Genomic DNA, 20,919 nt, shown 5'->3' with positions numbered 1-20,919 from the left:
TCGCGGACATGGAAAACATCCCGCCCCGCCCGCTCGCGATCATCAAGGTCGGAGACACCTTCGATGCCTTGCGCGATCGGCAAGGCGACTTCGAGCACTGGGTCGCCGCCGGACTCGGCGCGACGCGGCTGCCGGTAGTGGTGCTCGATCCGCGCCGCGGCGATACGCTGCCGGCGCCGGACACGATTTCCGGTGCCGTCGTCACCGGCTCGCATGCGATGGTCTCGCATCGCGAGCCCTGGAGCGAAGCGACCGGCGCGTGGCTGCGGCAACTCGTGGCCCACGACACACCCGTGCTCGGCATCTGCTTCGGCCACCAGCTGCTGGCCGACGCGCTCGGCGGCGAGGCCGGCGATCGCCCGGGCGGCCTGGAGCTCGGCACCGTCGCGATCGAACTCACGGATGAGGCCGCCGGCGATGCGCTGCTGCACGACCTGCCTGCGCGCTTCGACGCGCAGATGGCGCACCGGCAAAGCGCGCTGCGGCTGCCCGCGAGCGCGGTCCGGCTGGCCGGCACCGCGCTCGAGCCGAACCAGGCCTTTCGCATCGGCCGCCGCGCCTGGGGTGTGCAGTTCCATCCCGAGTTCGATGCCGAAGCGATGCGCGGCTATGTCGACCTGATGGCCGACCCGCTTCGCGCGGACGGCCGGGACGCCGCCGCCTTGCGCGAGCGCGTCGCCGGCACGCCGACCTCGGCGCAGCTGCTCGGCCGCTTCGCCCGCATCGCCGAAGAACACGACGCCGCCGCCTGAGGCATCGGACGGCGACTACAGCGACCGGCCGCCACTTGCGCTAAGGTGCATGGCACCTGACCTGCCTTCGGAGCCACCCATGTCGAACTCCCCGCCTTCCCCGGCGCCGGCGCGCAAGCATTTCTCGATGATCCGCGGCTTTCACCTGGCCGATGTGTTCACGCTCGGCAACGCGGCCTGCGGCGTGGGCGCGGTGTTCCTGGCGATGGCCTATGTGGCGAGCCAGTCGCTCGCGCAGTTCCTGTGGGCCGCGGCGCTCGCGCCCGCGGCCTTCATCTTCGACGTGTTCGACGGCCGCATCGCGCGCTGGCGGCAGACCCAGTCCGCACTCGGCCGCGAACTCGACTCGCTCGCCGACGTGATCTCCTTCGGCGTCGCGCCCGCCGCGCTGGCCTTCGCTGCCGGGCTCGACGGCGGATGGGACTGCGTGATCCTGATCTATTTCGTCGGCTGCGGCGTGAGCCGCCTGGCGCGCTACAACGTGACGGCCGAAGCCTTGTCCGAAGGTGCCGGCAAAGTGAAGTACTTCGAGGGCACGCCGATCCCGACCAGCGTGGTGCTGGTGGGCGTGCTCGCGGTCGCGGCCGTTCAGGGACGCATCGGCGCGACGCCGTGGGGCGGGGCGTGGCAGCTCGGCCCCTGGCTGCTGCATCCGCTGTGCCTGCTGTTCGCGCTCTCGGGCACGCTGATGATCAGCAAGACCCTGCGCATTCCAAAACTATGACCTCCCTCAGGCTTCCCCACTTCGTGAGGTCTGCCACCTGCCTCGCCGCCGCCGCACTTCTCAGCGCCTGCGCCACCGCACCGGCGGCGGGCGGGCGCGGCGTGACCATCGAACGCACGGCCCATGGCATCGCCCACATCACGGCACCGGACTACGAAGGCATCGGCTTCGGCGTCGGCTACGCGTACGCGCAGGACAACGTCTGCCAGATCGCCGACCACCTGCTCACGGTACGCGGCGAGCGCTCGCAGTTCCTCGGACCGGAGGGCATCGGCCAGCTCGGCCTGGGCCGCATGCCGAACGCGCAGATCGATCTGTTCGTGCGCGCCCACATGGACGACGCCGCGCTCGCGCGCGCCGCGGCCACCGTCGACCCCGACGCGCAGGCCTCGTCGCGCGGCTACATCGCCGGCTACAACCGGTACCTGCAGGACACGGGCCCGAACGGCCTGCCCGAAGCCTGTCGCGGCAAGCCCTGGGTGCGGCCGATGGTGCCCACCGATCTGTGGCGCGGCACCGAGTTGTCGATGATCCAGGGCGGCCTCGGCGCGCTGGCCGGCGCGGTGCTCGCGGCCCGACCGCCGGCGCCGGGCACCCGAAGCGGCGAGGCACCGGTCGACCGGCAGCAGGCCGTCGCGGAGATCGGCCGCTACAGCTTCAACGCCAATCCCGAAGGCGGCGAGCTCGGCTCCAACGGCTGGGCCTTCGGCCGCAACGCGACGCCCGACGGCCACGGCGTCCTGCTCGGCAACCCCCACTTTCCCTGGACCGGCACCAACCGCTTCTGGGAAATGCACCTGATCATTCCCGGCAAGCTCGACGTGATGGGCGCGGGCATCGGCGGGAGCCCGATGGTGGTGATCGGCTTCAACAAGGACGTGGCCTGGACGCACACGGTCTCGACCGGCAAGCGCTTCACGCTGTACGAGCTGAAGCTCGACCCGAGCGATCCGACCACCTACATCGTCGACGGCCAGCCGCGCAAGATGACGGCGCGCACGATCAGCTTGCCCGCGGCCGCCGCAGCCGGCGGCGCGGCGCCGGCGCAAAAGACTTTCTACGGCACCGAATGGGGCCCGGTCCTCTCGCTGCCGCGCGCGGGCCTGGGCTGGACGGCCGCCAAGGCCTACGCGATCCGCGACGTCAACACGCTCAACGTGCGCTCGGCGCAGAGCTGGATGCAGATGGCGCTGGCGCACGACGTGGCCGAACTGCGCGCCGCCATGGACAACCAGGGCATGCCGTGGGTCAACACCATCGCCGCCGACCGCGACGGCCATGCGATGTATGCCGATCTCTCGGTGGTGCCCGATGTGTCGGCCGAGATGCTCAAGGCCTGCGCGCCCTCGCCCGCCGCGGCGGCGCTGCTCGACACCGGCCTCGCGGTGCTCGATGGCTCGCGCTCGGCCTGCGCCTGGCACCGCGACAGCGCCGCCGCGATGCCCGGTGCGATACCGCCCGCGCGCATGCCGGTGATCGTGACGCAGGACTGGGTGCAGAACAGCAACGACAGCTTCTGGCTCAGCAACCCGCACATCGCGCCGCCGGCCGGTATCTCGCCGCTGGTGGGCGCCATCGGCACGCCGCAGCGGCTGCGCACGCGCAGCGGCATCCTCGAGATCGAAGGCCGGCTCGCCGGCAACGACGGCCTGCCGGGCAATCGCATGGGCGCGGCCGAATTGCGCAGCGTGATCTTCCGCGACAAGAACCTGGCCGGCATGCTGGTGATGGACGACCTCGCCGCCGCCTGCGGCGCCGACGCCGCGGCGCTCACGCCCGACCAGACGCTGGGTTGCCGCGTGCTGGCCGCATGGGACCGCACCAGCGACAGCGCCTCGAAGGGCGCACCGCTCTTCCGCGAGTTCTGGCGCAAGGCCAAGGATGTGCCGAAGGTGTGGCGCGTGCCCTTCGACGCGGCGCGTCCGGTGGTCACGCCGGCCGGCCTCGACATGGCCACGCCGGCCACGCGCGATGCCGTCTTCAAGGCGCTCGGCGATGCGGTCGGCATCGTGCGCACCGCGGGTTTCGCGGCCGACGTGCCGCTGGCCGAGGTGCAGACGCGGATGGTGCGCGGACAGAAGGTCACGCTCCACGGCGGCGATGAATTCGAAGGCGTGCTCAACAAGGTCGAGAGCCAGGGCCAGTCGCTGATCCGGCCCACCGGCTACCAGGTCAACTTCGGCACCAGCTACATCCAGGCCGTGAGCTTCGACGACCGCGGCCCGGTGGCGCAAGCCCTGCTGACCTACGGCCAGAGCAGCGACCCGGCCTCGCCGCTCGCCTACGATCAGCTGCCGCTGTTCTCGGCCAAACAATGGCTGCCGCTGCCTTTCCATCGCGCCGACATCGACGCCCAGCGCGTGGGCGCGCCCCTCCACCTCGCCTATTGAAACCATGCACGACGGACTCCATGAACTCGTTCGGCTCGCAGCCCAGGTGCCGCTCGCACCGGCCTGCGACCACTTCTACTTCCTGCGCCACGGCCAGACGCCGCGCAATGCGCAGCGCATCTTCCAGCCCGTCGACGAGCCGTTGAGCGACCTCGGCCTCGCGCAGGCAGCGCGCGCCGCCGAGCTGCTGGCCGGCGAGCCGATCCAGAGCGTCGCGTGCAGCGATGCGAAACGCGCCTTCGACACCGCGCACACGGTGATGGGCCGCCATCGCAACCGCGCGCTAGCGCCGCTGGTGCTCGAAGGCCTGCGCGAACGCGACTTCGGCGCGCTGATCGGCACTTCTTCCGCCGCGCTCGACTGGGCCTGCGAACCCGAGGGCGGCGAGACGTTGGCCCGCTTCGTCGAGCGCAAGCGCGTCGCGCTCGACGCGGCGCTCGCGCTTCCCGCGCCGGTGCTGGTGGTGGCGCATGGCGGATCGCTGCTGGTGCTGGCGGCGATGCTCGGCGTGCCGATCGACTTCGGCGTGCTCGGCAATGCGCAGCCATTGCGTTTCGCGCGCAGCGGCCCCACATGGGGCGTGGCGGCGCTGCTCGCGCAAGCGGACGATGGCGCCGCCCTGGCCTGAACCGGCCACCACCTGCATACCCAAACACCATGGATTTCAAGGACTACTACAAGACCCTCGGCCTCGAGCGCGGCGCCTCGGAAGACGAGGTGCGCAAGGCCTACCGCAAGCTCGCGCGCAAGTACCACCCCGATGTCAGCAAGGAAGCCGACGCCGAAGTGCGCATGCGCGACATCAACGAAGCCAACGACGTGCTGCGCGACAAGGAAAAGCGCGCGGCCTACGACCAGCTCGCCGACCACGTCGCACGCGGCGGCAGCCCCGACGGCGGCTTCCAGCCGCCGCCGAACTGGGACGAGGGCTTCGAATTCCATCGCGGCCCGGGCCAGGGGCCGGCCGACCATGCGGACTTCAGCGAGTTCTTCTCGTCGGTGTTCGGCGCGGCCGAGCGGCGCAGCGCCGAGCGCCGCCACCACCGCGCGCGCGGCGAGGACCATCACGCCGCGATCGAGATCGCGCTCGAGGATGCGCTCAAGGGCGCCGAGCGCGAGATCACGCTGCGCTCGCAGGAGATCGATACCCAGGGCCGGTCCGAGTGGAAGACGCGCACGCTCAGCGTGAAGATCCCGCCCGGCGTGCATCCGGGCCAGTACATCCGCCTGGCCGGCCAGGGCATGCCGGGCATCGGCGGCGAAGCGGCGGGCGACATGTACCTCGAGGTACGCATCGCGCCGCACAAGCTCTACCGCATCGAGGACCGCGACATCTACATGACCTTGCCGATCACGCCGACCGAAGGCGCGCTGGGCGCGAAGATCGAGGTGCCGACGCCGGGCGGCGGCGTGGTCGAGGTCACCGTGCCGCCGAAGGCGCGCAACGGACTCAAGCTGCGCCTCAAGGAGCGCGGGCTGCCGGGCAAGCCGCCGGGCCATCTCTACCTGCTGCTGGAGATCGCATTGCCGCCGGCCGACACCGACGCCGCGCGCAAGGCCTACGAGCAGCTCGCGCAGGCCGCCCCCTTCAACCCACGCAGCCATCTGGGAGTGTGATGAGCATGGCCACCGTTTCCGTCACCACCACCGCACTGGGCGCCTCGCATCCGCTCGCGGCGCACGAGCTTGCGCACGCCTGCGGCGCGGAGATCGCCTGGGTCGTTCAACTGGTCGAGGTCGGCGTCATCGCATCGCGTGCGCCGGCCCAGCGGCCGGACGACTGGCGCTTCGAAAGCGCCGACCTGCAATGCGCGCTCACCGTGCGCCGGCTCGAACGCGATTTCGGCGTCGGGGTCGAAGCCGCAGCGCTGATCGTCGATCTGGAGCACGAGGTGCGGCGCCTCAAGGCCGTGCTGCGTGCGCAGGGGCTTGGCCGGGAGATCTGAACCCCGGCCGGGCGCCTTCAGGCTTCGTATTTCTTCTCCAGCGCATCGAGCGCCGGCTTGCCCACCAGCCGTTGCCGCTCGGCGAAGGACACGACCAGCGCCGGATCCTCGTCGATGCGCCGCGTGTCGCGCAGCACCGTGAGTGCCTTCTGCATGCCCGCCACCGCGCCCTGCAGCGCGGCGTTGGCATAGAGCACGATGCCGTAGCCGAGGCCGCCGAGTTCCTCGGCGCTGAAGATCGGCGTCTTGCCGCCGATCACCATGTTCATCAGCTGCGGCCGGTCCAGGCGCCTGGGCAGCGCGCGGATCTCGTCGGCCGTGGTGACGGCTTCGACGAACAGGATGTCGGCACCGGCCTCGCTGAACTGCTGCGCGCGCTCCACCGCGGCCTCGAAGCCGTGCACCGCGGCCGCGTCGGTGCGCGCCATGATCAGCAGGTCGGGATCGTGCCGCGCATCGACCGCGGCCTTGATCTTGCCGAGCATCTCGGCGGTGCCGATGACCTCCTTGCCCGAGAAGTGGCCGCAGCGCTTGGGGCTCACCTGGTCCTCCAGCTGGATGCAGTCGGCGCCGGCGCGCTCCAGCACGCGCACCGCGTGGCGCACGTTGAGCGCGTTGCCGAAGCCGGTGTCGGCATCAACGATCAGCGGCAGCTGCACTGCGTCGCGGATGCGGGCCGTATGGTCGGCGATCTCGTGCAGGCCCATGAAGGCCTGGTCCGGCAGGCCGAACCACATGTTGGTCACGCCCGCGCCGGTGACGTAGATCGCCTCGAAGCCGAGGTCTTCGATCACGCGCGCCGAGAGCGCATTGAAAGCGCCCGGCACCAGCACGCCGCGGCGCGCCTCTGCCAGGGTACGAAGGGTCTTGCGAGAAGTCATGGATTCAATTTTCATCAGATATCAGATGCGGAGTGTGCTGGCCCCTTCCAGAAATACAGCGGATCCGGCTCGGCCGGTCCGCCGGTATTGCCCCCGGCCGGGGGTTGGCGGCCACACGAAGTGGGCAAGCCTGGGGGCGAGCCTAATCCTCTTTCATGCCGGTGGCCTTGACCACGCCGCCCAGGCGTGCACGCTCCTCGCCGACGAACTTGACGAAGGAGGCGCGCGTGCCGCCGATGGGCTCGATGCCCATGCTCTTGAGGTGTTCGACCGTGGCCGGCGTCTTCATCGCGGCATCGATCGCGGACGCCATCTTGTCGAGGATCGCATCCGGCGTGCCGCGCGGCGCATGCACGCCGGCCCAGTGGGCGATGCGGATGTCGGGGAAGCCCTGCTCGACCGCGGTCGACAGGTCGGGGTAGGCCGAGATGCGCTGCGTCCAGGTGTCGGCCAGCGCCTTCAGCTTGCCGCTCTTGATGTAGGGCAGCACCACGATGCTGGCCTCGGAGGTGGCCTCGACCTGGCTGCCGAGCACTGCGGTGATCGACTCCGAACCGCTCTTGTACGGCACCAGGTCGAGCTTGGCGCCGTACTTGGTCGTGAGCAGGCCTTCGACGAAGTGCGGCGTGCTGGCGGTGCCGGCCGTGGCCCAATGGAAGCCGGTGGATGACTTCTTCGAGGCGGCGATGAATTCCTTCAGATCCTTGTAGGGCGCGTCGCCTGGCACCACGATGACGGAAGGCGCGAGGCCGATCATCGCGACCGGCACCAGTTGCTCGTCCTTGTAGGGCATGCTCTTGCGGACCATGCTGTTGGACACCACGCCGGCCGCGCTGACCAGGAAGGTGTAGCCGTCGGGCGCGCTCTTGGCGACGATCTCGGCGCCGAGCACCGTGCCCGCGCCGGGCTTGTTGTCGACCACCACCGGCTGGCCCAGCGCCTTCGACGCCCCCTCGGCCGCGGCGCGCGCCATCAGGTCATTGGCGCCGCCGGCCGAGAACGGCACGACCAGCCGGATCGGCTTGGTGGGCCAGGTCTGCGCGGCCGCGCTGCCTGCGGCGAAGGCGGCGGCAAGGCCGACGAGGAGTGAGAGGCGGCGGAATGAATGCATGCAATGTCTCCTGGTGTCCGATTCATGTCGAGGCGGCAATGATGCCACCGCGCCCATCGCCCGCGCCCGCCGCGCTCAGATCACGTAGAGATCGACGTACTCGTTCACCGGCATCGCCTCCAGCGCGCGCTGGTCGAGCGAGACGGCGAGGATCGCGTCCTGCTGCTTCTTCGGAAAGCGCCGCGCGAGGTTGGTGCGGAACTTGGCCTCGAGCAGCGGGATGCCGTCCCGGCGGCGGCGCTGGTGGCCGATCGGGTATTCGACCGCGAGCTCGGGCAGGCTGCTGCCGTCGTTGAATTCCACCGTCAGCGCGTTGGCGATGCTGCGTTTGTCGGGGTCGTGGTAGTCCGCGGTGTAGCGCGCGTCTTCCACGCAATGGATCTTCGCGCGCAGCACATCGATGCGCGGGTCGGCCGCGACGCCAGCCTCGTAGTCGGCGGCGGTGAGGCGGCCGAAGATCAATGGCACGGCGACCATGTACTGGATGCAATGGTCGCGGTCGGCCTCGTTGTTGAGCGGCCCCTGCTTGTCGATGATGCGGATGCAGGCCTCGTGCGTGCGGATGGTGATGCGCCGGATGTCCTCGACCGACTTGCCGGCCGCCGCGAGCTGACCGTGCAGCGTGACCGCGGCCTCGACCGCCGTCTGGCTGTGGAACTCGGCCGGGAAGCTGATCTTGAACAGCACGTTCTCCGCCACGTAGCTGCCGTAAGGCCGCTGGAAGCGGAAGGGCTGGCCCTTGAAGAGCACGTCGTAGAAGCCCCAGGTCTTCGCCGTGAGGGCCGAGGGATAGCCCATCTCGCCGGTCTGCGCGATCAGCGCCAGCCGCACCGCGCGGCTGGTGGCATCGCCCGCGGCCCAGCTCTTGCGGCTGCCGGCATTGGGCGCGTGGCGGTAGGTGCGCAGGCTCTGGCCGTCCACCCAGGCCAGCGAGACCGCGGCCAGCGTCTCGTCGCGCGTGAGGCCCAGCAGTTGCGAGACCACCGCGGTGGACGCCACCTTGACCAGCAGCACGTGATCGAGGCCGACCTTGTTGAACGAATTCTCCAGCGCGATGACGCCCTGGATCTCGTGCGCCTTGATGATGCCGGTCAGCACGTCGCGCATCACCATCGGCTTCCTGCCCGCGGCGATGGCCGTGCGGCTGAGCCAGTCCGCCACGGCCAGGATGCCGCCAAGGTTGTCGCTCGGATGGCCCCATTCGGCGGCGAGCCAGGTGTCGTTGAAGTCCAGCCAGCGGATCAGCGCGCCGATGTTGAACGCCGCCTGCACCGGATCGAGCTGGAACTGCGTGCCCGGCACGCGCGCCCCCTGCGGCACCGTGGTGCCCTTGACGACCGGCCCCAGCAGCTTGCAGGCTGCCGGGTACTCGAGCGCTTCCAGTCCGCAGCCCAGCGTGTCGATCAGGATGTTGCGGGCCGTGTCGTAGGCCAGGTCGGAGCGGACCTCGTAGCCGAGCGCGTAGTCGACGATGTCGACGATGACGGGGTCCCATTCGGGACGGATGTTGCTGACGTGGGTGGACATGCTTTCTCTCTGCATTCAGCGGCGCTCGGCGATCGGCACGAAGCTCAGATCCTCGGGGCCAGTGTAATTGGCGCTCGGCCGGATGATCTTGTTGTCGATGCGCTGCTCGATGATGTGCGCCGCCCAGCCGCTGGTGCGCGCGATCACGAACAGCGGCGTGAACATCGCGGTCGGCACGCCCATCATGTGGTAGCTCACGGCGCTGAACCAGTCGAGGTTGGGGAACATCCGCTTGGCGTCCCACATCACGGTCTCGACGCGTTCGGCGATGCCGAACATCCGGGTCGAACCCTCTTCCTGCGACAGCTGCCTCGCGACGCGCTTGATGACCTCGTTGCGCGGATCGGCCACGGTGTAGACCGGGTGGCCGAAGCCGATCACGACCTCCCTGGCCGCGACGCGGCGGCGGATGTCGGCCTCAGCCTCGTCGGGCGAGTCGTAGCGCTTCTGGATCTCGAAGGCCATCTCGTTGGCGCCGCCGTGCTTCGGCCCGCGCAGCGCGCCGATGGCGCCGGTGATGGCCGAGTACACGTCCGAGCCGGTGCCGGCGACCACGCGCGCGGTGAAGGTCGAGGCGTTGAACTCGTGCTCGGCATAGAGATTGAGCGAGGTGTGCATCGCGCGCTCGCGGCTCGCCGACGGTTTCTCTCCATGCAGCAGATGCAGGAAGTGCGCGCCGGTCGATTCGTCGTCGGTCTCGACCTCGATGCGCCGGCCCTGCGTCGACCAGTGATACCAGTAGAGCAGCATCGAGCCGAGCGAGGCCATGAGCCCGTCGGCGATGTCGCGCGCACCGGCCAGGCCGTGATCGTCCTTCTCCGGCAGCACGCAGCCGAGCGCCGAGACGCCGGTGCGCATCACGTCCATCGGATGGGTGCTCGCCGGCAGCTGCTCCAGCGCCGCCTTCACGCTGGCGGGCAGGCCACGCATCGCCTTCAGCCGGTTCTTGTAGGCGCGCAGCTCGGCCGCGGTCGGCAGCTTGCCGTGCACCAGCAGGTGCGCGATCTCCTCGAACTCGCAGACCTCGGCGATGTCGAGGATGTCGTAGCCGCGGTAGTGCAGGTCACGGCCGGTGCGGCCCACGGTGCACAGCGCGGTGTTGCCGGCCGTCACGCCCGAGAGCGCGACGGATTTCTTCGGCTTGAAGCCGGCCTGTGGAGTTTCGGTCATGCGGGTTCCTTGAAGGTGTCTTCGCAATTTACGCAATATCCGCTTCATAATGAAGACCTGAATTGGCGAATCATTGCGAATGGCGTCAACCGTTCTTGCGAATATTGCGAATATGAAAAAGACCTTCATGGGCGTGCGCCTGCGCCGCCTGCGCGAGGAGCGCGGCCTGAGCCAGGTCGCGCTGGCGCAGCGGCTCGGCCTGTCGCCGAGCTACCTCAACCAGATCGAGCAGAACCAGCGGCCGCTCACCGTGCCGGTGCTGCTCAAGGTCAGCGCGGCCTTCGACATCGACGTGCAATCTTTCTCGGACGACGAGGAAGCCCGGCTCGTGGCCGGCCTGCGCGAGGCGCTGGCCGACAACCCGGGCGGCGAGCCGGTCTCGCTCGCCGAGATGCGCGAGATCGCGACCCAGATGCCGATGGTCGGCCACAGCCTGATCGCGCTGCACCGGCGCCATCGCGACGCGATGGAACGCATCGAGGCCATGGCCGCCGGCCTCGGCGACGGACGCGGTGACCTCGCGCAGGACCGGCCGATGCCCTTCGAGGAAGTGCGCGACTTCTTCTTCGCGCGGCAGAACCACATCGCCGCGCTCGACGATGCGGCCGAGTCGCTCGCGGCCGAATGGCGGCTGCGCGAAGGCAGTCCCGGCGACCGGCTGGCGCAGCGCCTGCTGACGCAGCACGGCGTGCGCGTGGTGCCGGCCGAGGATGGTGCGTCGAACGACCAGCGCCGCTACGACCCCGCCACCAAGGTGCTGCGCCTGTCGCCCTATCTCGAGCCCGGCCAGTCCGCCTTCCAGCTGGCGACGCAGATCGCGTTCCTGGAGATGGATGAGGTGCTGCAGGACCTGGTGGCTTCGGCCAAGTTCTCCAGCCCCGCGGCGCGCGCGCTGGCGCGCATCGGCCTGGCCAACTACTTCGCGGGCGCCCTGCTGCTGCCCTACGCGGATTTCCTCGCGGCGGCCGAGGCGCTGCGCTACGACATCGACCAGCTCGCGCGGCGCTTCGGCGTCGGCTTCGAGACCATCTGCCATCGGCTGTCGACCCTGCAGCGGCCCGAGGCACGCGGCGTGCCCTTCTTCTTCGTGCGGGTCGACCGCGCGGGCAATATCTCGAAGCGGCAGTCGGCCACGCATTTCCATTTCTCCAAGATGGGCGGTACCTGCCCGCTGTGGAACGTGTACGAGGCCTTCGCGCAGCCGGGCCGCATCCTGCCGCAGCTCGCGCGCATGCCCGACGGCCGCGCCTACCTGTGGATCGCGCGCACCATCTCGCGCGGCCAGCTCGGCTATGGCTCGCCGAACAAGACCTTCTCGATCGGCCTGGGCTGCGACATCAGCCATGCGTCGCGGCTCGTCTATGCCAAGGGCCTGGACCTCGGCGACCCGGAGGTGCCGACGCCCATCGGCATGGGCTGCAAGGTGTGCGAGCGCGCGGCCTGTCCGCAGCGGGCCTTTCCGTTTGTCGGCCGCCCGCTCGATGTCGACGAGAATCAGAGCCGGTTCACGCCCTACGCGGTGGCACCGGCCAGAACCGACGGCACCCGGCGCCACGCAAAGTAGGCGCCGACCGGCAGACACCGGCGCAGCCGGTGTGCAGAGTCGCCGCACTGTATTGCCCAATCACCGGGAGCTGTTGGATGTCCGTGGTCTGTGCCGTGTGCAACACCGAGAATCGCGACAACGCCATGTTCTGTCATGGTTGTGCGGGCAGGCTGCCGGCCTTTGCTGCCACCGGACCCTCCGCGCTCGCGGCCATGCGCGTGAAAGGACCCGCGGGCGGCCCGGACAGCGAACACCCTCCCGCCCCCGAACGCATCGTGCTGCCGACCGAACAGCCCATCGTGTGGATCCGGGTCGGACTGCTGGCGTTCGCCGTGCTGCTCTGCTTTGTCGGCTGGACCGCGTACGTGACGCGCCGTGCACCAGCGCCGGCCGTGGTGCAGGCGACGGCACCCACCGCCCCGTTGCCTGCGGTGGTACCGCCCAAGGCGCCGGACCCGGTGCCGCTGGTCTCGTCGCTGTCTGCCGGCGAGGTGGTGGTCGAGCCCGGCGCGCCCGACCCGGTGGCGCCGGTCCCCTCGGCGCCCGAGCGCGCGCAGCCGCCGCGCGCCGCGCCACACGCGCGCGCGGAACCGATGGACCCGCGGCGCGGCTGCGAGAGCATGAACTTCATCTTCGCCGCGCGCTGCGAAGCCTCTCACTGCGACAACCCTGCGTACAGCCGGCATCCGCGCTGCGATCGGGTGCGCGAGGAGCGCCGGCGCGACGAGGCGCGGCGCAATCCGACGCTCGGCTACTGAGGGCCGCGCCTCGCGTGGCCGGCATCAAGCCGCCGCCAACTCCTCGCGCAGCTGACGCGCGGCCGCCACCATGTTCGCCAACGCCGCCTCGGTCTCATGCCAGGCGCGCGTCTTGAGCCCGCAATCCGGGTTGATCCAGAGCCTGTCGGGCGGCACCACCGCCGCCGCCTTGCGCATGAGGCGCACCATCTCGTGCGTGGCCGGCACGCGCGGCGAATGAATGTCGTAGACGCCGGGGCCGATCTCGTTCGGATAGGCGAAGGCGCCGAAGCCGCGCAGCAGTTCCATGTCGGAACGGCTGGTCTCGATGGTGATCACGTCGGCATCCATGGCGGCGATCTCGGGCAGGATGTCATTGAATTCCGAATAGCACATGTGGGTATGGATCTGCGTGCGGTCGGCCACGCCCGAGGCGCTGATGCGGAAAGCACGGGTGGCGCCGTCCAGGTAGGCCTGCCAGCCCGCACGGCGCAGCGGCAGCCCTTCGCGAATCGCCGGCTCGTCGATCTGCACGATGCCGATGCCGGCCTGCTCGAGATCGACCACCTCGTCGCGGATGGCCCAGGCGATCTGTTCGGCGGTTCGCGCGCGCGGCTGGTCGTCGCGAACGAAGGACCACTGCAGGAGGGTGACCGGCCCGGTCAGCATGCCCTTCATCGGCCGCGACGTGAGGCTTTGCGCATAGGCGGTCCATTCGACCGTCATCGGCGCCGGCCGCGCCACGTCGCCGTAGATGATGGGCGGCTTGACGCAGCGCGAGCCATAGGACTGGACCCAGCCGTTGACGGTGAAGGCGAAGCCGTCGAGCTGCTCGCCGAAGTACTCGACCATGTCGTTGCGCTCGGCCTCGCCATGGACCAGCACATCGAGGCCGAGCGCTTCCTGCTTGCGCACAGCGAGCGCGATCTCGGCGCGCATCTTCGCGCGGTAGCCGGCGGCATCGAGCGCGCCGCGCCGGAAGGCGGCGCGCGCGGCGCGGACCTGCGTCGTCTGCGGGAAGGAGCCGATGGTGGTGGTGGGCAGTGGCGGCAATGCGAAGCGTGCGCGCTGCACCGTCTGGCGCGCGGCGAAAGGCGTGGCACGGCGATCGTCGCCGGCCACGCGGCGCGCCAGGCGCAGCGCCACGTCGGCGCGGTGCACGCGCGGGCTGGCGCGGCGCGCGGCCACGGCGGCGCGTGCGGCCGCGAGTTCGGCTTGCACGCCGGCCTCGCCGCCATCGATCGCGGCGCACAGCACGCGCAACTCGTCGAGCTTTTCCACCGCGAACGCGAGCCAGGATTTCACCTCGGGATCGAGCCTGTCCTCGCCCGCAAGGCTGAACGGCACGTGCAGCAGCGAGCACGAAGGCGCGAGCCAGAGTTCGCCCTGGTGCTTGGCCGCGACCGGGCGCAGGCGCGCCAGTGCCGCATCGAGCTCGGTCCGCCAGATGTTGCGGCCGTCGACGATGCCGACGGACAGTACCTTGTGCGCCGGCAGCCAGTCGGCCACGCCGACGAGTTCATCGGGTGCGCGCACCGCGTCCACATGCAGACCCGCCACCGGCAGCTGGCAGGCCAGCCGCAGGTTGTCGGCGAGCGGCGAGAAGTAGGTGGCGAGCAGCAGCTTCGGCGCGCTGCGCGCGAGCTGCCAGTAGCTGCGCTCGAAAGCATGGCGCCAGGCATCGGGCAGGTCGAGGCCGAGGATCGGTTCGTCGATCTGCACCCATTCGACGCCCTGCGCCTTCAACCGCGCCAGGATCTGCTCGTAGACCGGGAGCAGCGCGTCGAGCAGCGTGAAGCGGTCGAAGCCGGCCTCCTTTTCCTTGCCGAGCCAGAGGAAACTCAACGGCCCGAGCAGCACGGCCTTGACCGCGTGGCCGGCCTGCTGCGCCTCTGCGACCTCGTCGAACAGCCGGAACGACCCCAGGCCAAAGCGCGTGGCCGCGCCGAACTCGGGCACCAGGTAGTGGTAGTTGGTGTCGAACCACTTGGTCATCTCGAGCGCGAGACTGCCGTGCCCGGCATGCGTGCAATCGCCTTCGTGTTCATGTGCGTGCGGCTCGGCCGCCACGCCGCGCGCCATCGCGAAGTAGCGCGAGAGCTCGGGCGCGTCGCCGCGGAAGTCGAAGCGTGCGGGCTCGCAACCCAGCAGCTGGATGTGGTTGGCGACATGGTCGTAGAACGCGAAATCGCCCACCGTCACCCGATCGAGCCCGGCGTCGCGCTGGGCCTGCCAGTGGCGCGCGCGCAGCCCGGCGCCGGCCGCTTCGAGCGCGTCGCGATCGAGCTCGCCGCGCCAGTGTTGTTCGAGGGCGAACTTGAGTTCGCGCTGCGCGCCCATGCGCGGAAAGCCGAGAGTGTGGATGCGTGTCATCCGGCAATGGTCGGCGTTTCGGCCCTATGATTCAAACGAAAGCTTTTGCCAGTCAACTTGAATTTCATTCATGGCTCCATCCATCCTCGAGATCCGTCACCTGCGCACGCTGATCGCCCTGCGCGACACGGGCAGCCTGGTGCGCGCCGCCCAGCTGCTCAATCTCACGCAGTCGGCGCTGTCGCACCAGGTCAAGCTGCTCGAAGATCGCTATGGCGCGGCGCTGTTCGAGCGCAAGTCGCTGCCGCCGCAGTTCAGCAGCGCGGGCCTGCGCCTGCTGCAGCTCGCCGATGCCGCGCTGTCGCTGGTCGAAGAAACGGAACGCGACATGGCGCGGTTGGCGCAGCGCGGCAGCGGCCAGCTGCGCATCGTGGTCGAATGCCACACCTGCTTCGACTGGCTGATGCCGGCGATGGACGCATTTCGCAGCCACTGGCCGGAGATCGAGCTCGACATCGTCTCGGGCTTTCATCCCGACCCGATCGCGCTGGTGCTGCAAAAGCGCGCCGAGGTGGCGATCGTCTCCGAGCAGGACACGGCCGAGTCGGTCGACTACCACCCGCTGTTCCGCTTCGAGATCATGGCGCTCCTGGCCAACGACCATCCGCTCGCGGCGCGCACGCATCTCACGGCGCGCCACTTCGCAGACCAGACGCTGATCACCTACCCGGTGCCGGACGACATGCTCGACATCGTGCGCCAGGTGCTGGCGCCGGCGGGCGTCGAGCCGGCGCGGCGCCGCACCACCGAACTCACCGTCGCGATGCTGCAGCTGGTGGCCAGCGGCCGCGGCATCGCGACCTTGCCGCTGTGGGCCGTGCAGGGCTACCTGGACCGCGGCTACGTCACGGCCCGACCCGTGGGTCGCAAGGGCCTGACCGGCGAGCTGCATATGGCCTGCACCGCGGCGACCTCGGCCCAGCCATGGCTGGAGGATTTCGTTCGCATCACGCGCGAATCCTGCTTCAAGAGCCTGCCGGGCATCGCGCTGCTGTGATGAATGCGCGCGCCCGCGCGGCGATCAGCCGCCGGCCTTCTGCACCAGCTTGATCACGCTCGAGAAATCGAGCGCGCCATGGCCGGCCAGGCTGTGCGCCGCATAGAGATTGCGCGCCAGGCCGCCAAGCGGCGTGGCGGCGCGCACGGCCGCCGCGTTCTCCTGTGCCAGGCCCAGGTCCTTGAGCATCAGGTCGGTGCCGAAGCCGCCGGCATAGCCCTTGGAGGCCGGTGCGGCCTCCATCACGCCGGGCAGCGGGTTGTACTTTTCGAGCGCCCAGTTGCCGCCCGAACTGCGCCGCATGATCTCGGACAGCACCTTGGGGTCGAGCCCGTTGGCGACGCCGAGCGCGATCGCTTCCGAGGTGCCGATCATGAGGATGCCGAGCAGCATGTTGTTGCAGATCTTCGCCGTCTGGCCTGCGCCCGCGGTGCCGGCGTGGAAGATGTTGGCGCCCATCTTCTCGAGCACGGGGCGCGCGCGTTCGAGGTCCGCTTCGGATCCGCCGACCATGAAGGTCAGCGTGCCCGCGACCGCGCCGCCGGTGCCGCCCGAGACCGGCGCGTCGATCACCGCCACGCCGCGCTTGGCGCCCGCCTCCGCCACCTTGCGCGAGGTCGCCGCGGCGATGGTGCTGCTGTCGATGACGAGCGTGCCGGGCGCGATCTGCTCGAGCAGGCCGCCCTGGCCGCCGTTGCCGAAATAGAGCGCCTCCACATGCTGGCTCGCGGGCAGCATGCTGATCACCACCTCGGCGCCGGCCAGCGTGGCGGCCGCCGAGCCGGCGATGGACACGCCGTCGGCCGCGAGCTTCTTGCAGGCTTCGGCCGACAGGTCGAAGGCGCTCAGCGCGTGGCCGGCCTTGTGCAGGTTCAGCGCCATGGGTCCGCCCATGTTGCCGAGGCCGATGAATGCGATCTTCATGTGTGTGTCTCCGTGGATGGTGTTCAGGTGAGTGCGGCCAGCGGGTGCGGTCCAGGGGTGCGCGGACGCAGATGGTCGTCGATGAATTCGTGCGTGACTTCCTCGAGCGTCGCGGGATTCCAGCGCGGGTTGCGGTCCTTCTCGATCAGCAGCGCGCGGATGCCTTCGCGGAAGTCGGCATGCGCGCAGGCGCCCAGCGACGCCCAGTACTCGAGGCGGAACACCTCGGCCAGCGACATGTGGTGCACGCGCTGCCACAAAGCGAAGGCCAGCGCGGCCGAACTCGGCGAGCCCTTGACGAAGGTCGCGGCGGCGGTCTGCAGCCACGCATCGTCGCTGTGCAGCGCGCGCAGCCGCTGCGCGATCGCGAGCAGGTCGTCGCCGGCCATCAGCGCATTGATGGTGTCGAAATGCGCGCGCACGACCGAACGCTGCGGCTCGGCGCTCGCCGCATGCGGTTCGAGCAGGCGCGAAAGCGTGGCGCGATCGGCCTGCGCGTCGCCCTGCCAGTGGACGCGGGCGATGGCGTCGAGCACCTGCGACTTGTGCTCATGTGCGATGCAGACGTCGGCCAGGCCGCAGAAGATCGCATCGGCCGCGTTCAAGGGCGCGGCCGTGAAGGCGAGGAACAAGCCCACGCGCCCCGGCATGCGCCGCAGGAACCAGCTGCCCGCGACATCGGGATAGAGGCCGATGTTGATCTCGGGCATCGCGAGCCGGCTCTTTTCCGTCACCACGCGGTGCGATGCACCGGCCATGAGGCCGATACCGCCGCCCATCACGATGCCGTGGCCCCAGCACAGAAAGGGCTTGGGGTAGGTGTGGATCAGGTAGTCGAGCTCGTACTCTTCGCCGAAGAAGCTTTCGGCGTAGGGATTGCGTTCGGCCCCGTACTGGCCCAGCGTCGCATACAGCGGGCGCAGGTCGCCGCCGGCGCAGAAGGCCTTCTCGCCCGCGGCCTGCAGCATGACGCCGGCGATGCCCGCATCCTTGGCCCAGGCGCGCAGCCGCGGCGTCAGCAGGCGCACCATGTCGACCGACAGCGCGTTGAGCGAGGCCGGCGTGTTGAGCGTGGCAATGCCGAAGCGCTGCCCGCCGGCGGTGTTGATTTCGTCGAAGAGGACTACGGCGTCGGTCATCGGATGTCGTTGTCGCTTTCCAAAAGCTTGCGCGCAATGATCACGCGCATGATTTCGTTGGTGCCTTCGAGGATCTGGTGCACGCGCGCATCGCGCACCAGCCGCTCCAGCGGGAATTCGCTCAAGTAGCCGTAGCCGCCATGCAGCTGCAATGCGTCGTTGCAGACGTTGAAGCCCGCATCGGTCGCAAAGCGCTTGGCCATCGCGCAGTAGGTGCTGGCGTCCGCATGGCCGGCGTCGAGCTTGCTCGCGGCGAGGCGCACCATCTGGCGCGCGGCGACGAGTTCGGTCGCCATGTCGGCCAGCTTGAACTGCAGCGCCTGGAAGCTCGCGAGCGGCTTGCCGAACTGCTGGCGCTCGTGCAGGTAGCGGCGCGCCGCATCGAGCGCGCCCTGCGCCGCGCCGACCGAGCAGGTCGCGATGTTGATGCGCCCGCCGTCGAGCCCCTTCATCGCGATGCGGAAGCCCTCGCCTTCGCTGCCGAGCAGGTTCTCGGCCGGCACGCGCACGTTGTCGAAGTTGATGGTGCGCGTGGGCTGGCTGTTCCAGCCCATCTTGTGTTCCTTCTTGCCGTAGCTGATGCCCGGCGCATCGGCCGGCACCGCGAAGGCCGAGATGCCACCCGCGCCGCCGGCTCCGGTGCGCGCCATCAGTACCAGCACGTCGGTCGCGCCGGCGCCGGAGATGAAGGCCTTGCCGCCGTCGATGACATACTCGCCGCCCTGCAGCTCGGCGCGCGTCTTGAGCGAGCCGGCATCCGAGCCCGCGCCCGGTTCGGTCAGGCAGTACGACGCCAGCTTGCGGCCGCTCGTGAGGTCGGCACCCCAACGCTCGCGCACGGCGGGGCCGCCCCAGGTGCCGAGCATCCAGGTCGCCATGTTGTGGATCGTGATGAAGGCCGTGGTCGACGGATCGACCGCAGCCATCTCCTCGAACACCAGCGCGGCATCGAGACGCGGCAACGCAAGGCCCTCGATGCTTTCGGGGGCATAGAGGCCGCAGAAGCCGAGTTCGCCGGCCTTGGCGATCGCCTCCTTCGGGAAGATCGCCTCCGCATCCCAGCGCGCCGCATGCGGCGCGAATTCGGCCAGTGCGAATTCGCGCGCCGTCTGCGCAAAGGCCCGTTGCTCTTCCGAGAGTTCGAAGTCCATGCGCCCGAGATTACTTCAGGCTGATGGTCGTGTTGAGGCCGTGCGCAGTGCTGTCATCGAACCAGCGCGCGGTCACCGTCTTGGTCTGCGTGTAGAACAGCACGACCTGCTTGCCGTACGGCCCCAGGTCGCCGAGCTTGGACGCGCGCGAACCGGTGAAGGAGAACATCGGCACCGGCACCGGGATCGGCACGTTGATGCCGACCTGGCCGACATCGATGTCTTCCTGGAAGCGGCGCGCCGCAGCGCCCGACTGCGTGAAGATCGCGGTGCCGTTGCCGTTCGGGTTGGCGTTGATGAGCTCGATCGCCTCGTCGATGCTGTCGGCGTTGGCCAGGCACAGCACCGGGCCGAAGATTTCCTGCTCGTAGATGGTCATGCCGGGCTTGACGTCGGCGAACACCGTCGGTCCGACGAAGTTGCCCTTCTCGTAGCCGGGCACGGTGGGCTTGCGGCCGTCGAGCGCCAGCGTGGCGCCGTCGGCCACGCCGCGTTCGATCAGGCCGTTGACGCGGTCGTAGGCCGCGCAGGACACCAGCGGGCCGACGTCGACGCCCTTCTCGATGCCGGCGCCGATCTTCAGCGTTTTCGCCTTGGCGACCAGGTCGGGCACCCATTTCTGCGCCTCGCCGACCAGCACCGCGACCGACACCGCCATGCAGCGCTGGCCCGCGGCGCCGAAGCTCGCACCGGCCAATGCGTTGAGCGTCTGCTCCTTGTTGGCGTCGGGCATGACGATGGCGTGGTTCTTCGCGCCCATCATGCATTGCACGCGCTTGCCGGCGAGCGTCGCACGGTTGTAGACGTGCGTGCCGACCTTGGTCGAGCCGACGAAGGAGATCGCCTTGATGTCCTTGTGGTCGCAGATCGCGTTGACCACGGCTTCGCCGCCATGCACGACGTTGAGCACGCCGGCCGGGATGCCGGCTTCGAGCGCGAGTTCGCACAGGCGCATGGTGACCATCGGGTCCTGCTCGGAGGGCTTGAGCACGAAGGTGTTGCCGGTGACGATCGCCATCGGGAACATCCACAGCGGGATCATGGCCGGGAAGTTGAAGGGCGTGATGCCGGCGCAGACGCCGAGCGGCTGCAGCAGCGTGTAGGTGTCGACACCGTTGGCCACGTTGTTGGCCATCTCGCCGAGCTGCAGGTTGCCGATGCCGGCGGCATGCTCGACCACCTCGAGGCCGCGGAACACGTCGCCCTCGGCGTCGGGCAAGGTCTTGCCCTGTTCGGCCGTGAGGATCGCGGCCAGCTCGGCCATGTTCTCGCGGATCAGCTGCTGGTACTTGAGGAAGATGCGCGAGCGCGCGCCGATCGGCGTCTTGCGCCAGGTCTTGAAGGCCTCCTTGGCGGAAGCCACGGCGGCATCGACCTCGGCCTGCGTGGCGAAGGGCACGCGCGCCAGCACCTGCTGGGTCGCCGGGTTGACGATGTCGCGCCACTCGCTGGTTTTGGATTCGACGAACTTGCCGCCGATCAGCAATTTGACGGTCGCGACCTTCGTCGCGGGGGTGGTGGTGGCGTCCATGAACTTGTCTCCTGAAGAAA

General features: G+C 69.5%; 18 protein-coding genes. 9 read left to right on the top strand and 9 right to left on the bottom strand.

Features of this window, described 5'->3' with window-relative positions; translation table 11 throughout:
• Positions 1 to 8 precede the first annotated feature (8 nt).
• From WDLP6_RS10935 to WDLP6_RS10910, 6 genes are all read left to right on the top strand, one after another.
• The gene (locus WDLP6_RS10935; RefSeq protein ID WP_162592355.1) at positions 9 to 752 is read left to right on the top strand and encodes a glutamine amidotransferase; all 744 of its coding nucleotides are present in this window, start codon (positions 9 to 11) and stop codon (positions 750 to 752) included.
• 79 nt (positions 753 to 831) lie between these two features.
• A complete protein-coding gene (locus tag WDLP6_RS10930; protein WP_162592354.1) occupies positions 832 to 1,476 on the top strand; it encodes a CDP-alcohol phosphatidyltransferase family protein in 645 nt (214 codons plus the stop codon).
• A complete protein-coding gene (locus WDLP6_RS10925; protein WP_162592353.1) occupies positions 1,473 to 3,866 on the top strand; it encodes a penicillin acylase family protein in 2,394 nt (797 codons plus the stop codon). Before WDLP6_RS10930 ends, WDLP6_RS10925 begins: the two co-directional genes overlap by 4 nt.
• 4 nt (positions 3,867 to 3,870) lie before the next feature.
• Entirely contained in the window at positions 3,871 to 4,494 is a 624-nt protein-coding gene (locus WDLP6_RS10920) for a histidine phosphatase family protein (protein ID WP_162567022.1), read from the top strand.
• Between the two features lie 29 nt (positions 4,495 to 4,523).
• The gene (locus WDLP6_RS10915; RefSeq protein WP_162592352.1) at positions 4,524 to 5,483 is read left to right on the top strand and encodes a DnaJ C-terminal domain-containing protein; all 960 of its coding nucleotides are present in this window, start codon (positions 4,524 to 4,526) and stop codon (positions 5,481 to 5,483) included.
• A 5-nt stretch (positions 5,484 to 5,488) separates the two neighbouring features.
• A complete protein-coding gene (locus WDLP6_RS10910; RefSeq protein ID WP_162567020.1) occupies positions 5,489 to 5,812 on the top strand; it encodes a chaperone modulator CbpM in 324 nt (107 codons plus the stop codon).
• Positions 5,813 to 5,829: 17 nt separating this feature from the next.
• Here WDLP6_RS10910 and WDLP6_RS10905 read toward each other — a convergent pair whose 3' ends face one another.
• From WDLP6_RS10905 to prpC, 4 genes are all read right to left on the bottom strand, one after another.
• Positions 5,830 to 6,693 (bottom strand): isocitrate lyase/PEP mutase family protein, encoded by an 864-nt coding sequence (locus tag WDLP6_RS10905; protein ID WP_162592351.1) that lies wholly within the window; start codon positions 6,691 to 6,693, stop codon positions 5,830 to 5,832.
• Positions 6,694 to 6,835: 142 nt separating this feature from the next.
• On the bottom strand, positions 6,836 to 7,804 hold the full coding sequence (locus tag WDLP6_RS10900; RefSeq protein ID WP_162592350.1) for a Bug family tripartite tricarboxylate transporter substrate binding protein: 969 nt from the start codon (positions 7,802 to 7,804) through the stop codon (positions 6,836 to 6,838).
• A gap of 75 nt (positions 7,805 to 7,879) precedes the next feature.
• A complete protein-coding gene (locus WDLP6_RS10895; RefSeq protein WP_162592349.1) occupies positions 7,880 to 9,331 on the bottom strand; it encodes a bifunctional 2-methylcitrate dehydratase/aconitate hydratase in 1,452 nt (483 codons plus the stop codon).
• Positions 9,332 to 9,346: 15 nt separating this feature from the next.
• A complete protein-coding gene (gene prpC, locus WDLP6_RS10890) occupies positions 9,347 to 10,501 on the bottom strand; it encodes a bifunctional 2-methylcitrate synthase/citrate synthase (protein WP_162592348.1) in 1,155 nt (384 codons plus the stop codon).
• Between the two features lie 112 nt (positions 10,502 to 10,613).
• Between prpC and WDLP6_RS10885 the strand changes: the two genes are divergently transcribed.
• Positions 10,614 to 12,065, top strand: a complete 1,452-nt coding sequence (locus tag WDLP6_RS10885) for a short-chain fatty acyl-CoA regulator family protein (RefSeq protein WP_162592347.1) — start codon at positions 10,614 to 10,616, stop codon at positions 12,063 to 12,065.
• A gap of 77 nt (positions 12,066 to 12,142) precedes the next feature.
• On the top strand, positions 12,143 to 12,805 hold the full coding sequence (locus WDLP6_RS10880) for a hypothetical protein (RefSeq protein WP_162592346.1): 663 nt from the start codon (positions 12,143 to 12,145) through the stop codon (positions 12,803 to 12,805).
• A gap of 24 nt (positions 12,806 to 12,829) precedes the next feature.
• Here the strand turns inward: WDLP6_RS10880 and metE are convergent, their stop codons facing one another.
• Positions 12,830 to 15,157 carry a 5-methyltetrahydropteroyltriglutamate--homocysteine S-methyltransferase gene (gene metE, locus WDLP6_RS10875; protein ID WP_162592345.1) on the bottom strand — a complete coding sequence of 776 codons (2,328 nt, stop codon included), beginning with the start codon at positions 15,155 to 15,157 and terminating at the stop codon, positions 12,830 to 12,832.
• 70 nt (positions 15,158 to 15,227) lie between these two features.
• Between metE and WDLP6_RS10870 the strand changes: the two genes are divergently transcribed.
• Entirely contained in the window at positions 15,228 to 16,154 is a 927-nt protein-coding gene (locus tag WDLP6_RS10870; RefSeq protein WP_162592344.1) for a LysR family transcriptional regulator, read from the top strand.
• A 24-nt stretch (positions 16,155 to 16,178) separates the two neighbouring features.
• Here WDLP6_RS10870 and mmsB read toward each other — a convergent pair whose 3' ends face one another.
• Genes mmsB through WDLP6_RS10850 form a run of 4 tightly spaced genes read right to left on the bottom strand, consistent with a single transcriptional unit; the run spans position 16,179 to position 20,899 of the window.
• The gene (mmsB, locus tag WDLP6_RS10865) at positions 16,179 to 17,078 is read right to left on the bottom strand and encodes a 3-hydroxyisobutyrate dehydrogenase (RefSeq protein ID WP_162592343.1); all 900 of its coding nucleotides are present in this window, start codon (positions 17,076 to 17,078) and stop codon (positions 16,179 to 16,181) included.
• A gap of 23 nt (positions 17,079 to 17,101) precedes the next feature.
• Complete coding sequence (locus tag WDLP6_RS10860; RefSeq protein WP_162592342.1) at positions 17,102 to 18,217, bottom strand: enoyl-CoA hydratase/isomerase family protein; 1,116 nt, start codon at positions 18,215 to 18,217, stop codon at positions 17,102 to 17,104.
• A complete protein-coding gene (locus tag WDLP6_RS10855; protein WP_162592341.1) occupies positions 18,214 to 19,368 on the bottom strand; it encodes an acyl-CoA dehydrogenase family protein in 1,155 nt (384 codons plus the stop codon). Before WDLP6_RS10855 ends, WDLP6_RS10860 begins: the two co-directional genes overlap by 4 nt.
• Before the next feature lie 10 nt (positions 19,369 to 19,378).
• A complete protein-coding gene (locus WDLP6_RS10850) occupies positions 19,379 to 20,899 on the bottom strand; it encodes a CoA-acylating methylmalonate-semialdehyde dehydrogenase (protein ID WP_162592340.1) in 1,521 nt (506 codons plus the stop codon).
• Positions 20,900 to 20,919 lie beyond the last annotated feature (20 nt).

This window comes from Variovorax sp. PBL-E5 (assembly GCF_901827185.1).
GTDB lineage: Bacteria > Pseudomonadota > Gammaproteobacteria > Burkholderiales > Burkholderiaceae_C > Variovorax.
The sequence above is the reverse complement of the archived record's forward strand: the minus strand, read 5'-3'. Positions and strand labels throughout refer to the sequence as shown.